The sequence below is a fragment of the Lentzea flaviverrucosa genome (genome assembly GCF_003350445.1).
GTDB lineage: Bacteria > Actinomycetota > Actinomycetes > Mycobacteriales > Pseudonocardiaceae > Lentzea > Lentzea californiensis.
The window spans coordinates 88,687-103,197 of record NZ_QQAU01000001.1; the positions used below are offsets into that span (position 1 = coordinate 88,687).

The 14,511-nt window shown below is 69.1% G+C and carries 13 protein-coding genes; 11 read left to right on the forward strand and 2 right to left on the reverse strand.

Annotated features, from left to right (window positions below; genetic code table 11):
- Nucleotides 1-23: 23 nt before the first annotated feature.
- Complete coding sequence (locus DFR72_RS00500) at nucleotides 24-716, forward strand: universal stress protein (protein WP_090072930.1); 693 nt, start codon at nucleotides 24-26, stop codon at nucleotides 714-716.
- A gap of 77 nt (nucleotides 717-793) precedes the next feature.
- Here the strand turns inward: DFR72_RS00500 and DFR72_RS00505 are convergent, their stop codons facing one another.
- Both DFR72_RS00505 and DFR72_RS00510 read right to left on the reverse strand, forming a co-directional pair.
- Complete coding sequence (locus DFR72_RS00505) at nucleotides 794-1,936, reverse strand: lycopene cyclase family protein (RefSeq protein WP_245982383.1); 1,143 nt, start codon at nucleotides 1,934-1,936, stop codon at nucleotides 794-796.
- Nucleotides 1,915-2,424, reverse strand: a complete 510-nt coding sequence (locus DFR72_RS00510) for a flavodoxin family protein (protein ID WP_090072927.1) — start codon at nucleotides 2,422-2,424, stop codon at nucleotides 1,915-1,917. Before DFR72_RS00510 ends, DFR72_RS00505 begins: the two co-directional genes overlap by 22 nt.
- A 133-nt stretch (nucleotides 2,425-2,557) precedes the next feature.
- Between DFR72_RS00510 and DFR72_RS00515 the strand changes: the two genes are divergently transcribed.
- The 10 genes from DFR72_RS00515 (at nucleotide 2,558) to DFR72_RS00560 (ending at nucleotide 14,509) form a co-directional block, all read left to right on the forward strand.
- On the forward strand, nucleotides 2,558-3,595 hold the full coding sequence (locus tag DFR72_RS00515; RefSeq protein WP_090072925.1) for a zinc-dependent alcohol dehydrogenase family protein: 1,038 nt from the start codon (nucleotides 2,558-2,560) through the stop codon (nucleotides 3,593-3,595).
- The gene (gene pflB / locus DFR72_RS00520) at nucleotides 3,592-5,808 is read left to right on the forward strand and encodes a formate C-acetyltransferase (protein ID WP_090072922.1); all 2,217 of its coding nucleotides are present in this window, start codon (nucleotides 3,592-3,594) and stop codon (nucleotides 5,806-5,808) included. Before DFR72_RS00515 ends, pflB begins: the two co-directional genes overlap by 4 nt.
- On the forward strand, nucleotides 5,805-6,533 hold the full coding sequence (gene pflA / locus DFR72_RS00525) for a pyruvate formate-lyase-activating protein (protein WP_090072921.1): 729 nt from the start codon (nucleotides 5,805-5,807) through the stop codon (nucleotides 6,531-6,533). The genes pflB and pflA overlap by 4 nt, the downstream gene beginning before the upstream one ends.
- Before the next feature lie 132 nt (nucleotides 6,534-6,665).
- Nucleotides 6,666-7,115 (forward strand): hypothetical protein, encoded by a 450-nt coding sequence (locus DFR72_RS00530; protein ID WP_090072919.1) that lies wholly within the window; start codon nucleotides 6,666-6,668, stop codon nucleotides 7,113-7,115.
- A 213-nt stretch (nucleotides 7,116-7,328) separates the two neighbouring features.
- Nucleotides 7,329-9,659: a phosphoketolase family protein gene (locus DFR72_RS00535; RefSeq protein WP_090073108.1), complete on the forward strand. Its 2,331-nt coding sequence runs from the start codon at nucleotides 7,329-7,331 to the stop codon at nucleotides 9,657-9,659.
- Nucleotides 9,656-10,762: an acetate/propionate family kinase gene (locus tag DFR72_RS00540; protein ID WP_090073110.1), complete on the forward strand. Its 1,107-nt coding sequence runs from the start codon at nucleotides 9,656-9,658 to the stop codon at nucleotides 10,760-10,762. Before DFR72_RS00535 ends, DFR72_RS00540 begins: the two co-directional genes overlap by 4 nt.
- On the forward strand, nucleotides 10,759-11,655 hold the full coding sequence (locus DFR72_RS00545) for a universal stress protein (RefSeq protein ID WP_090072917.1): 897 nt from the start codon (nucleotides 10,759-10,761) through the stop codon (nucleotides 11,653-11,655). Before DFR72_RS00540 ends, DFR72_RS00545 begins: the two co-directional genes overlap by 4 nt.
- A gap of 200 nt (nucleotides 11,656-11,855) precedes the next feature.
- Nucleotides 11,856-12,227 (forward strand): hypothetical protein, encoded by a 372-nt coding sequence (locus DFR72_RS46135; RefSeq protein WP_090072915.1) that lies wholly within the window; start codon nucleotides 11,856-11,858, stop codon nucleotides 12,225-12,227.
- Nucleotides 12,228-12,365: 138 nt separating this feature from the next.
- Complete coding sequence (locus DFR72_RS00555) at nucleotides 12,366-13,529, forward strand: globin domain-containing protein (RefSeq protein ID WP_090072913.1); 1,164 nt, start codon at nucleotides 12,366-12,368, stop codon at nucleotides 13,527-13,529.
- Nucleotides 13,530-13,585: 56 nt separating this feature from the next.
- Nucleotides 13,586-14,509, forward strand: a complete 924-nt coding sequence (locus tag DFR72_RS00560) for an ABC transporter ATP-binding protein (RefSeq protein WP_090073106.1) — start codon at nucleotides 13,586-13,588, stop codon at nucleotides 14,507-14,509.
- Nucleotides 14,510-14,511 lie beyond the last annotated feature (2 nt).

Here is a 14,511-nt window from a genome sequence, read left to right on the forward strand (position 1 = left end):
ACGCGACGAACCATTGTCGACACATGGAACCAGTCGTGATCATCCAAGACGGCGCCAGACGTGACGAGCCCGTGCTGCGGTGGGCCGCCGCCTACGCCCAGCTCGTCGGCACAGGCCTCGAGATCCACCGCCCGCAGGACGACTTCCGCGCGCAGCTCGTGGTCGTCGGCTACCGGGGTCCGGGGAACTCGGCGCTGGGTCTGGGTGGCCACGTCCTGCCACTGCTGGCCGCGACGCGCTGCGACACGGTCGTCGTACGCGGGACGCCCGCTGCCGTCGACGCCCGGCACCGCCACGTCACGGCGCTGGTCAGCGGTGGTCCCGGTGATGGACGAGTGCTGCGTCACGCCGCCGGCTTCGCCCGGCGACGGAACGCGGCGCTGCGGGTCCTCCACGCCGCACCAGAGCCCCCGGCCGGGTGCGGCGTGGACACGGACCACACGTACGTGCTCGCGCGCGCTGCCGCCGCCCTCGGCGGAATCCGGCACCACGCCGTGCTCGTCCGCGCACAACCGCACGAGGCGATCGCGCGGTGCACCGACACCGACCTGATCGTCGTCGGTTCCGGTGACACGCACGAGAGCGGCACCGTCACCAGAGCCGCGCTCCTTCACGCGCCGTGCCCTGTTCTCGTGGTGCACCAACCGGTTCTGGAGGCGAACCACGGCCACATCACCATCCCCGCTCCTCGCCGACCGGTTCGCCTCGAAACCTGAGTGCCGTACTCCTCCGAGATCCGGGTGACCCTCGCCGATCCGCAGGCTCGGCTCCACTTCCGCCGAAACCAGCGGTGTCAGGAACTGAGACGGCGCCCCGCTGCGGCGAGGTAGACCGGCGCGGGCATGCCGGCGAACAACTTCCACTCCTGTGGCGGTGTCGTCGCCTCGTCCAGGAAACGCAGGGCCGGTTCCGCGGTCCGATACCGGAACAACGCGCCGAAGGCTCGCTCGAGCTGTGCGGACTCGCGGGTGACCACGTCCAGCAGCACCGCGTCGAACATCCGGAAACGCCCGGACGGCTCCGGCAGGTCGAAGGGATGGCCGTTGCGGCGCAACGACTTCGCGATCGCCTCGCTGTCGCGTTGGATCCGCTGGTATCCGAACCCGGTGGAGGCCTTGAGCAACCCTCCCCTGGTACCGATGGTCAGTACGTTCCCTCTCCGGCGCTGTGCCTGTGCGGCGTGCAGGGGCAGCACGGCGTGCTCCTCGCGTTCGACCTCGTGGCCGCCGGTGCACACGACTTCGGTCAAGTACTCGGTGAGCGCTTCCTGTTGCACGCGAGGAATCTCCAGAGCGCCCGACGCGGTGAAGGAGGTGTGTTCGACGAGCGCGTGGTGCGCGTCGAAAGGCAGCACGTAGACGAAGGAGGCACCGTGATCCTGTGACGTGCGGAAGTCGAAGAACGTCGGTGTCTCCGCGTCGAACGCCGCCCGTTCACTGCGCACGTACCAGCCGCGGAAGCCGAGCTGTGCCTCCGAAGGTGGCGGCACTTCGGGACCGATCACGCTGTCGAACACCCACCGGGCCCGCACGTGATCGCCATCGACCACGACCCCGTCCTGGTCGGCCCGATCCACGTGACCGCGATGAAAGGTGAAGTGCGGCAAGGGATCGGTGTACCGCCGCACAACCGATCGCAGATCACTTCCGCGAACCACGCGGTACCGGTAACGTCCCAGCGGTATCACGGTCGTGCGGCCGTTCACGTGCACGCGGATCCGCTCGAACCATCGCGACGCGGCCGCGTCCAGCAAGCCGGGCCGGTCGCTCCAGGACGCCCAGGTCCTGTCGTCCAACGGATGCGAGCCGTCATCGACGACCACCACCGGGTGCCGGTGATCGGCCACCGCGAGGTGGGCGGCGAGGCTCAACCCGCTCACGCCACCGCCCGCGATCACCGTGGTCGTGTGCCGGCTCAGCTCAGCTCCGCCGCGCACTGGGCACCCCAGTTCCTGGCCCGGTCGAGTTCGCCTTCGAGCAGCGGGCCCGCGGTGCCGTCGACGTAGAAGTTCTCCGCCGAGGTGAGCACCGGGAAGTGGGCGCGCCGCAGTCGGGTGAGCGCGGCACGGGCAGCGGAACCGGGCAGCCTCGGCCGCTTGACCTTCGTGTCGAACGCGGCGACCGGCGGGTGTGCCGCCCCCTTGCCGATCTGCTCGACCCATTCCCGCAGTCCTGCCGCCGCGGCCGCCTGCTTGTCGGCGCCCTTGGTGGCGGCGTCGGCGCGGGTGTTCGGCCTGCTCATGCTGAACGCGTGCGTCGGACCTCCGACCACGAGCAGACCGACCTCGTCGCTCAGCTCCACCGGGGCCGAACTGACCTCGACGACCTCGACCGTCATGGAGCCCCGTAGTCCTTCGGCGACGGCTTCGGCGATTTCCTCGGTGTTGCCGAACATCGACTCGTACACGACAAGTGCGTGCTTCATACCTCGACGGTAGGTCTGCCGCACGAGGCGGCAGGAGGTCCTTAGGTCCTCCAGCACCGGGGACCACGGGCTCTGCGCGGCACCTGCCGAGGCGAGAAGTCTGGGGACTGACGAAGCCATGAGGAGGAATTCGATGAAGGCGCTGGTCTACCACGGTCCTGGCAAGCGCGCGTGGGAAGACGTTCCCAAGCCGGAGATCAAGGATCCCACCGACGCGGTCGTCCGGGTCACCGCGGTCACCATCTGCGGCACGGATCTGCACATCCTCAAGGGCGACGTGCCCGAAGTCGAGCCGGGTCGCATCCTCGGCCACGAGGCGGTCGGCGTCGTGGAGCAGGTCGGCGCTTCGGTCACCGGTGTGAAGCCGGGCGACCGGGTGCTCATCTCGTGCATCACCTCCTGCGGCCGCTGCGAGTACTGCCGCGTCGGCAGCTACGGCCAGTGCCTCGGTGGCGGTGGCTGGATCCTCGGCCACACGACCGATGGCGTGCAGGCCGAGTACGTGCGCGTGCCGTTCGCCGACACCTCCACGCACCTGTTGCCCGATGACGTCACGGACACCGCCGCGGTCGTGCTGGCGGACATCCTGCCCACCTCCTACGAGGTCGGCGTCCTGAATGGACGGATCAAGCCCGCTGACACCGTGGTGGTCGTGGGTGCGGGGCCGATCGGGCTGGCCGCGATCCAGACCGCGCAGCTCTACAGCCCCGGTCACATCGTCGCGGTCGACCTGGCGGCCTCCCGGCTCGACGCCGCGAACCAGTTCGGCGCGGACATCACCGCGACCACCGCCGAAGAGGCACAACGCGTCGTCGGTGAGCTGACCGGAGGGCTTGGCGCGCACGTCGCGATCGAGGCGGTCGGCGTGCCGGAGACCTTCGAGCTGTGCACGAAGCTCGTGCGTCCCGGCGGACACGTCGCCAACGTCGGCGTGCACGGCAAGCCCGCCACCCTGCACCTGGAAAGCCTCTGGATCCGCAACGTCACCATCACCACCGGCCTGGTCGACACCAGCTCGACGCCCACACTGCTGCGGATGGTCGCGGCGGGCCGGATCGACGGCGAGCGGTTCATCACGCACCGGTTCGCGCTCGACGAGATGGAGCAGGCGTACGAGGTGTTCGAGAACGCCGGCGACACGGGCGCGCTCAAGGTGGTGCTGACCCGATGACCGCCACCGCCGAGCGCACGACCACCGGCGAGATCGACGTGCGCGGCTTCATCCAGGCCAACTACACGCCGTACGACGGAGACGCGACGTTCCTCTCCGGTCCGACGCCGCGCACGACCGCGTTGTGGCACCGGCTGACGGAGATGTTCGTCGAAGAGCGCGCTCGCGGGATCTACGATGCCGACCCGAACACTCCATCGTCGATCACCGCGCACGCTCCCGGCTACATCGACCGCGAGCACGAGATCATCGTGGGGTTGCAGACCGACGGGCCGCTCAAGCGGGCGATCATGCCCACCGGCGGCCTGCGGCTGGTCGAGACGAGCCTCGCGACCTATGGCTACAAGCTCGATCCGAACGTCCGGGAGATCTTCACCAAGTACCGCAAGACGCACAACGACGGCGTGTTCGACGCCTACACCGCCGAGATCCTGCGTGCCCGCAAGGCGGGCATCATCACCGGCCTGCCGGACGCCTACGGGCGAGGCCGGATCATCGGAGACTACCGGCGGGTTCCGCTCTACGGCGTGGACCGCCTCGTCGCGGCGAAGAAGGCCGAACGGGCGGCGCTGGACGAGGTGGTGTCCACGGAGGACGTCATCGGGGACCGCGAGGAACTCGCCGAGCAGATCCGGGCACTCGGGGAACTGCGCGTCATGGCCGCGTCCTACGGTCACGACATCTCCGGACCGGCCCGCAACGGCCGTGAGGCCGTGCAGTGGCTGTACTTCGCCTACCTCGCCGCGGTCAAGGAGCAGAACGGTGCCGCGATGTCGCTGGGCCGCACGTCCACCTTCCTGGACGTGTACCTGCAACGCGACCTCGACGAGGGCCTTATCACCGAACGCGAGGCGCAGGAGCTCGTCGACGACCTGGTCATCAAGCTGCGGATCGTGCGGTTCCTGCGCACCCCGGAGTACGACCAGCTGTTCTCCGGCGACCCGACCTGGGTCACGGAGTCCATCGGTGGCATGGGCGACGACGGACGCCCGTTGGTCACGCGGACGAGCTTCCGGTTCCTGCAGACGCTCTACAACCTCGGTCCCGCACCGGAGCCGAACCTGACCGTGCTGTGGTCACCGCGCCTGCCAGAAGGCTTCAAGCGGTTCTGCGCGAAGGTCTCGATCGACACCAGCTCGATCCAGTACGAGAACGACGACCTCATCCGGCCGAGGTTCAGCGACGACACGGCGATCGCTTGCTGCGTGTCGGCCATGAAGGTCGGTGAGCAGATGCAGCTGTTCGGCGCACGGGTCAACCTCGCCAAGGCACTGCTCTACGCGATCAACGGCGGCCGGGACGAGGTCAGCGGCGTGCAGGTGGCGCCGGAGTTCCCGGCGATCACCTCCGAGCACCTCGACCACGAGGAGGTTCGGGTAGCGCTGGACCGGATGACCGACTGGCTCGCGAAGACCTACGTCGAGGCGCTCAACATCATCCACTACATGCACGACAAGTACGCCTACGAACGCATCGAGATGGCCCTGCACGACCACCCGGTCCAGCGCCTGCTCGGCTGCGGCATCGCCGGCCTGTCGGTGGTGGCGGACAGCCTGTCCGCGATCAAGCACGCCCGTGTGCGCGTGATCCGCGATGAGACCGGCCTCGCGGTCGACTACGTCATCGAGGGCGACTTCCCGAAGTACGGCAACAACGACGACCGCGCCGACGCGATCGCCGTCGAGCTGGTGGAAGACTTCATGCGCAAGGTGCGGCAGTACCCCGCGCACCGCGGAGCCGTGCACTCCCAGTCGGTGCTCACCATCACCTCGAACGTCGTCTACGGCAAGCACACCGGCAACACCCCGGACGGCCGCCGCGCGGGCGAACCGTTCGCACCCGGCGCCAACCCGATGAACGGCCGCGACCGGCACGGGCTCGTCGCCGCGGCGCTGTCGGTGGCGAAACTGCCCTACGACCAGGCACAGGACGGCATCTCGCTGACCGCGAGCATCACCCCGGCAGGCCTCGGCCGTACCGAGGACGAGCAGGTGACCAATCTCGCCGGCGTGCTCGACGCCTACACCGACGCCGGCGGGTTCCACCTCAACGCCAACGTGCTCAACCGAGAGACGCTGCTCGACGCCATGGCACACCCGGAGAACCACCCGCAGCTGACGATCCGCGTCTCCGGTTACGCGGTGAACTTCGTCCGGCTCACGCCCGAGCAGCAACGCGACGTCATCAACCGCACCTTCCACGAGTCGCTGTGACCACCGGATCAGTCCACTCGTGGGACATCGCCACCGCGGTCGACGGACCGGGCACCCGCTTCGTGCTCTTCGTGAGCGGGTGCCCGCTGCGGTGCCTGTACTGCCACAACCCGGACACCTGGCACATGCGCGACGGCCGGCGGATGACCGTCGACGAGGTCATGACCGAAGTCGTCAAGTACCAGCGGTTCATCGACGTCGCCGGCGGTGGGCTGACGATCAGTGGCGGAGAACCGTTGCTGCAGCCCGGCTTCACCGCCGAAGTCTTCCACCGCGCCAAGCAGCTGGGTCTGCACACGGCGCTCGACACGTCCGGCTTCCTGGGCGCGCGGGCGTCGGACGAGCTGCTGGCCGACACCGACCTGGTCCTGCTGGACATCAAGTCCTGGGACCCGGTCACCTACCGGCACGTCACCGGCGGCGAGGTCACGCCGACGCTGGAGTTCGCCCGCCGGTTGTCCGCGCTGCGCAAGCCGACGTGGATCCGGTTCGTGCTCGTACCCGGTCACACCGACGCCGTGGACAACGTCGAGGGCATCGCGTCGTTCGTCAGCACGCTGGACGCGGTCGAACGCGTGGAGGTGCTGCCGTTCCACAAGCTCGGCGCACCCAAGTACGCCGCACTCGGCATCCCGTTCCCCCTGGAGAACGTCCCCACGCCCGACGCCGCGCTCGTACAGCGGGTTCGCGGCCAGTTCGCTGACCTCGGCGTGCCGGTGCGCTGATACGGCTCCGGTGCTTCGCACAGGCGAGGGGAATCCGGGGTGTCAGCCGATGGCGTGTGCCGCACGCCGGGGTGTGGGTCGCGCGGCGCGTGCGGCAATCGAGGAAGTGGGTCTCAACTACCGGAGGTCACCGTGACCAGCACGGCACGAACCAGTTCTCGCACGACCGCGCGTCGCGGCAGCTACCTCGCCGGCGCCCTGGCCGACATCGCACTGTTGCTGTTGATCAACCTGTCACCGGGCTGGCGAGCCGTACCGGTGCTGACCGAAGCGGCAGCCGCAGTGGTCGTCGTGGTGGACGTCGCGCTGGCCGTCGCACTCGTCGTCAACCTGCTTTGCCTGGTCCGGCCCCGGCGCCCGCTCACCGCGGTGGGCGACGTGGTCAGCACCGCCGCAGGGCTGGTGGCACTGGTCCGGACGGCCCAGGTGTTCCCGTTCACCTTCGCGGACCCGGCCACCGACTGGGCCACCATCGTGCGCCTGACACTCGTCTCGATCATCGTCATCGTGTCCATCGCACTACTGGCGCAGATCGTCATGCTGTTGCGGTTCATCGCTTTTGGAGAAGACACCCGTGCCTGAACCCGTTCACAGGCTTACGAGACTGAGGTTCGGGTACACGGTGTGCGGAGTCCCTCTGTGCCACCACACCGACCTGCGCCGCGTGGCGCGGCCAGGGCCTGAAGTGCCGGGTTCGGCGGGACCTCGGTCCCGCTCGCACCGGACCGCGCGCCCTGTTCCGTGATCGATCCTGACGGCAGCGTGGAACGCAACGAACCGAGTGAGGAGCGCGAGATGCCGAACGCCGACCTGGAGCTCGTCGACGCGTACTGGCGAGCCGCCAACTACCTGTCGGCAGGCCAGATCTACCTGATGGACAACCCGCTGCTGACCGAACCGCTGACAGCGGAACACATCAAACCCCGCCTGCTGGGCCACTGGGGCACCACGCCTGGCCTCAACTTCGTCTACGCGCACCTCAACCGGATCATCCGGGAGCGCGACCTCGACATGATGTTCGTGACGGGCCCCGGCCACGGCGGCCCCGCACTGCTGGCCAACACCTGGCTGGAAGGCACCTACAGCGAGACCTATCCGGACGTGCCGCGCGACGCCGAGGGCATGCGCAGGCTGTTCCGGCAGTTCTCCTTCCCCGGCGGCGTGCCGAGCCACGTGGCGCCCGAAGTCCCCGGCTCCATCCACGAGGGCGGCGAGCTGGGGTACTCGCTCGCGCACGCGTTCGGCGCGGCGTTCGACAACCCCGACCTGATCGTGGCCTGCGTGGTCGGTGACGGTGAGGCGGAGACGGGACCGCTCGCGACCAGCTGGCACGCGGGCAAGTTCCTCAACCCGCGGACCGACGGCGCGGTGCTGCCGATCCTGCACCTCAACGGCTACAAGATCGCCAACCCGAGCCTGCTGGCGCGGATCCCGCACGACGAGCTGGACGCGTTGCTGCGCGGCTACGGCTATGCGCCGTACTACGTGGAAGGCCATGAGCCGCAGGCGATGCACGCCCGGATGGCCGAGGTGCTCGACCAGGTCGTCGACGAGATCGCGCGGATCAAGGGCTCGCAGGACCGGCCGACGTGGCCGATGATCGTGTTGCGCAGCCCCAAGGGCTGGACCGGTCCGTCCGAAGTGGACGGCAAGCAGGTCGAGAACACCTGGCGCGCGCACCAGGTCCCGTTGGCGGGCGTGCGGGACAATCCCGGGCACCTGCGGCAACTGGAGGAGTGGTTGCGCGGCTACCGGCCGGCCGAGCTCTTCGACGACCGCGGAGCACCGCGGCCTGAGCTCGCGGCCCTGGTCCCGGACGGCACTCGCCGAATGGGTGCCACGCCGCACGCCAACGGCGGGTTGCTGTTGCGCGAGCTGAAGATGCCCGGGATCCGCGCGCATGCCGCCGAGGTCGTCAAGCACGGCACCACGCACTCCGAACCGACCAGGGTGCTCGGCCGGATGCTGCGCGATGTCGTCACGCTCAACGCCGGCGCGCGCTCGTTCCGGATCTTCGGTCCGGACGAGACGGCGTCCAACAGGCTCGACGCCGTGTACGACGTGACCGGAAAGCAGTGGCAGGCCGAGACGTTGCCGGTCGACGAGCACCTGGTGCACGACGGCCGCGTCGTGGAGGTGCTGTCCGAGCACCTGTGCCAGGGCATGCTCGAGGGTTACCTGCTGACCGGCAGGCACGGCCTGTTCAACTGCTACGAGGCGTTCATCCACATCATCGACTCGATGTTCAACCAGCACGCCAAGTGGCTCAAGACGCACAAGAAGCTGGAGTGGCGCAGGCCCGTCGCGTCGCTGAACTACCTGCTCAGCTCGCACGTCTGGCGCCAGGACCACAACGGCTTCTCCCACCAGGACCCCGGCTTCATCGACCACGTGATGAACAAGAAGGCCGAGGTCGTCCGCGTCTACCTGCCGCCGGACACCAACACGCTGCTCTCCGTCGCGGACCACTGCCTGCGCAGCAAGGACTACGTCAACGTCATCGTGGCCGGCAAGAACGAGACACCGGACTGGCTTTCGATCGACGAGGCGATCCTGCACTGCACCCGTGGCGCCGGAATCTGGGAGTGGGCGAGCAACGACGACAGCATCGAGGAGCCGGACGTCGTGATGGCCTGCGCGGGTGACGCCCCGACCGTCGAGGTGCTGGCCGCGACACAACTTCTGCGCGAACACCTTCCGTCGCTGCGAGTGCGCGTCGTGAACGTCGTGGACCTGATGCGGCTGCAGCCCGACACCGAGCACCCGCACGGCATGCCGGACCGCGAGTTCGACGCCCTGTTCACCGCCGACAAGCCGGTGATCTTCGCCTACCACGGCTACCCCTGGTTGATCCACCGGCTGACCTACCGGCGCACCAACCACCACAACCTGCACGTCCGCGGCTACAAGGAAGAAGGCACGACCACCACGCCGTTCGACATGCTGGTGCTCAACGACATGGACCGGTACCGGCTCGTCATCGACGTGGTCGACCGGGTCGCGGGGCTCGGTCCGAAGGCAGCGCGGCTGCGCCAGCTCATGCAGGACCAGCGCACCCGCCACCACCACTGGATCCGCGAACACGGCGAGGACCTGCCCGAGATCCGCGAGTGGACCTGGCAGTGAACGTTCTCGTGGTGAACGCGGGCTCCTCCAGCCTGAAGCTCGGCGTCCTCGACGAGGACGACATCGTTCTCGCCGAGACCCAGGTCGAACGCTGGTCAGGAGGCGATCAAACCGGCCCGCTGAAGGACTTCCTGAGCGACGCGCCGACCGTGGACGCCGTCGGGCACCGCGTCGTGCACGGCGGTTCCGAGTTCGCCTGCGCCACCGCCATCGACGACGACGTGCGCGCCGGAATCGAGGCGCTCACCGGCCTGGCGCCGCTGCACCAGCCCCGCGCTCTCGCCGGCGTCGACGCGGCCCGGCGACTGCTGCCCGACGTGGCGCAGGTCGCCTGCTTCGACACCGCCTTCCACACCACGATGTCCGCGGCCGCCACGACCTACGCCGTGCCCGCGGCGTGGCGGCGCAGGTGGGACCTGCGCAGGTTCGGGTTCCACGGCCTGTCCCATGCCTACGCCTCTCGCCGGGCGACCGAACTCGCGGCCAGGCCCGGTGCTCGCGTGGTGAGCTGCCACCTCGGCTCCGGGGCATCCCTCGCCGCTGTCGCCGACGGACGTTCGGTCGACACGACGATGGGCTTCACCCCGCTGGCCGGCCTGGTGATGGCCACCCGCAGCGGCGACGTCGACCCCGGCCTGCTGGTGTGGCTGCAACGGGCCGGCCTGACACTGGACGACCTGGAGGACGGCCTCGAACACCACTCCGGGCTGGCCGGCCTGTCCGAGGTCGGCGGTGACCTCCGTGACGTGCGCAAAGCCGCGAACAACGGCGACCAACGCGCTGTGCTCGCGCTGCAGGTCCACCTCCACCGGTTGCGGCAGGGCATCGCCGCGATGACGGCCTCCCTCGGCGGAATCGACGTGCTCGTCTTCACCGGCGGAGTGGGCGAACACGACGCCGCGCTCCGGGCGGACACCGCGGCCGGGCTCGCGTTCCTCGGCATCGACCTCGACACCGGCCGCAACGCGGACGTGGTGGCGGACAACCGCGTCAGTCGCGACGCCTCGGCAGTGGAGGTGTGGGTCGTCGAGGCACGAGAAGACGTCGAGATCGCCACGCAGACCCGCGCACTGTTGAACTCGAACGAACGGAGGAAACGATGACTGGGACGAGCAGGCCGGTGGTCGTGGGAGTGGACGGATCGACATCGGCGTCGCACGCGGTGCGCTGGGCCGCGGAGGAGGCCGCCAGGCGTGGCACGAGCCTCGTGATCATGCATTCCTGCATGGTGGTCCCGGTCCACGCGCCGCATGTGGCCCCTTCGTCGGAGGCCTTTGCCGATGCGATGTTCGACCACGGCAGGGTGCTGCTCGCCGAGGCCACCGCCGTGGCGAAGGAGGCGGCTCCGGAGGTCGAGGTGACCACCGAGCTGACCAGCGGCGGCGCGGCTGAGCAGCTCATCGGCCGATCGGCGTCGACCCAACTGGTGGTGCTGGGTTCCCGTGGTCTGGGCGGGTTCACCGGTCTGCTCGTCGGTTCCGTCGCGGTGGCGGTCACAACCCACGCGTTGTGCCCGACCATCGTCGTGCGCGAACCGTCCCCTGATGCAGTTCCGGACCGCGACGCGCCGGTGGTGGTGGGTCTGGACGGATCGCCCTCCAGCGATGCTGCCCTGGCCTTCGCGTTCGAAGCAGCCGCACTGCGCGGTGTCGCCGTGCACGCGGTGCGCACCTGGTGGGACCTCACCGCCGATACCGCCTGGCAGCGAGGGCTGACCGCGACGAACCTCGCGTCGATCGAGGCCGCGGAGCAACGGCTGCTGGCCGAACAGCTGACCACCTGCACGACCAAGTACCCCGACGTGCCCGTGCACCGGTCGCTCACCCGCGACCGGCCGGCGCACACCCTGGTCGAGCAGTCCGCGAAGGCCCAGTTGGTCGTCGTCGGCACCCGAGGACGCGGCGGCTTCCGCGGCCTGCTGCTGGGATCGACCAGTCAGGCACTGATCCACCACGCGCACTGCCCGGTCGCGGTGGTCCCGTTGGCACAGCACTGATTTCGAGGACCTTGGGCCCTGCACTCCAAGCCGCTGGCAGCGCCGAGAGCTCGGGGTTTCGCTGGACGACAGCGGGAGAGTTCGCGGGCTTCCCAGCGCCCGCACTCGCCGGCGCGCCACCTCGTCGCCGCAGTTGCTCGTTGTCGCCGGAGTGGTCGAGGGTGCCGTGCTCGGCGCGGCGCAGGCCGTGGTGCTGCGCCGTGTCGATCGCCCCTGAACAGCTGCAGCTGGATCGGCGCCACCGCGCTGACAGCGGGATCATCGGTGTGCTGATGTCACTGGGAACCGCGCAGTGGCTTGTACTGCGCAACCACCTGCCCCACGCCCAGCGGTGGATCTGGGCCAACGCCTTCGCGTGGGGAGCCGGACTTCTGGTGTTCACCGCCGTCACCACTCCCCTGTGGCAGCCAGGTCAACCACCAGAGGTCATCGCACTCATCGGTGCCCTCGGCGGCCTGCTGACGGCGGCCACGATGGCAGCCGTCACCGGCGCCGCGTTGACCCGCCTCGTGAGGGATCGTGGTGCACAGGAACGGCCTTGGGGCGTTCCCGCCAAGGCCGTCCGGTCGTGAACCCGCAGGACGATGGTCCCGACTCGGAAGCGACGTTCTCACCTGCGTTCGCCTGCCCCTGATCACGCAAGCTCAAGAGGTGATCGCGCGCCACCGCGCCGTCAGTTCCACCTCGGATTTCGTCCTCAGGAGCTACTTGTGCTTTCCGCTGCGTCAGCTGCCGTAGTGCGTGCGACCTTGCCCGTCGTCCGCGACCACGCCGCCGAGATCACCGCCGAGTTCTACCCGTCGATGTTCGCCGCGCACCCGGAACTGCTGAACCTGTTCAACCGCGGCAACCAGGCCAGCGGCAAGCAGCAGATCGCGCTGGCCGCCGCGGTGGTCGCCTACGCCCAGCACCTGCTCGACGGCACGCCGTTCGGCCCGATCGCGGAGCGCATCGCCCACAAGCACGTCTCGCTCGGAGTGCGGCCCGACCAGTACCCGATCGTCGGCAAGCACCTCATCGGCGCTGTCGCCACCGTGCTCGGTGACGCCGTCACACCGGAGGTCGCGGCCGCCTGGGACGAGGTCTACTGGCTGTTCGCGGTCTCGCTGATCGCCGCCGAAGCAGGTCTGTACCAGAAGGCGGGCGTCTCCCCCGACGTGCTGTGGCGCCCCTGGCGCATCGCCAAGCGCGACGAGGAAGCAGTCGACACGGTGTCCTTCACCCTGGTGCCCGACGACGGCGGACCGGTTCCGGCGTTCGAGCCGGGGCAGTACGTGTCGATCGCCGTCGACCTGCCGGACGGGCAACGGCAGCCGCGCCAGTACTCCCTGTCGCAGGCGCCCGGCCGCGGCGAGCTCCGCATCACCGTGCGACGAGTCCGCGGTGCGGACGGCGCCCCGGACGGCGCGGTGTCGACCTTCCTGCACGACCACGTGCACGCCGACGACACCGTGCTCGTCGGCCCGCCGTCCGGTGAGGTCACGCTCGACCACGGTGACCGGCCCGTGGTGCTGATCAGCGCGGGCATCGGGATCACCCCGATGTTGTCGATGCTCGACCAGCTCTCCGCCGCTCAGCCTGCCCGTTCGGTCGTGGCCGTGCACGCAGAGGCCTCGCCCGATCGGCACGCCCATCGCGCCGAGTACGCCCGTCTCGCCGGCTTCCAGCACCTCACCTGGTACGAGAACGGCGGTGACGGCGGGCAACCGGGTCTCATCGACGTGAACACGATCCCGTTGCCGCCCGACGCCATCGCCTACCTGTGCGGGCCGATCACGTTCATGCGCGACATGCGCGCGGGACTTCTCCGGCGAGGCGTGCACACCGACGACATCCGATACGAGGTGTTCGGCCCCGGCATGCTCGAGAACTGATCCGAAGATCACGCGGGCACGCTTGGTGAGGTTTTCCGAGAGGGGAGGTGCAGGACATGACGGTTCTCTCGTGCACCGGCCTGAGCCGCCGGTTCGGCGATGTGCTGGCCGTTGACGACGTGTCGTTCACGATCGCCGAAGGCGAGACCTACGGGCTGCTCGGCCCGAACGGCGCAGGCAAGACGACCACCATCTCGATGATCACGGGCGTTCTCGCGCCCGACTCGGGTGAGGTACTCGTGGCCGGGCAGCCGATGTCGACACGTGCCATCGCCGCCAAACGGCTCGTCGGCTACGTCCCGCAGGAACTGGCGCTGTACCCGGACCTCAGTGGACGGGAGAACCTGCGGTTCTTCGCAAGCCTGTACGGCGCCAAGCGGTCACGTGTCGACCACGTCCTCGACGTGGTGGGCCTGAGCGACCGCGCCGACGATCTGGCACGCGAGTACTCGGGTGGCATGAAGCGCCGGCTCAACGTCGCGATCGGGCTGTTGCACGAGCCGAAGTTGCTGGTGCTCGACGAGCCGACGGCGGGGGTCGACCCGCAGAGCCGCAACCAGATCATGGACAACGTGCGGGCTCTCGCCGCGGACGGCATGGCGGTCCTCTACACGACGCACTACATGGAGGAGGCGGAACGGCTCTGCGACCGCGTCGGCATCATCGACTCCGGCCGGCTGGTCGCCGAAGGAACGCAACGCCAGCTCGTCGAGCGCCTGGGTGAGCACGACCGGATCTCGTTGCAGCTGGACGGAGATCTCTCCCGTGCCGCCACCGTGCTCGGGGCCGTTCAGCACGTCCGCCAGGTGGCCGCGCACGGGCAGGGCATCGAGCTCGTGGTCGACGACGCACGCGAGTGCCTGCCCGTGGTGCTGTCCGCGATCTCGTCCAACGGTGTCGTGGTGCGGTCCGTCGAAGTGACCGAACCAGACCTGGAGACGGTCTTCCTGCACCTCACCGGCAAAGCGCTACGGGAGTGATC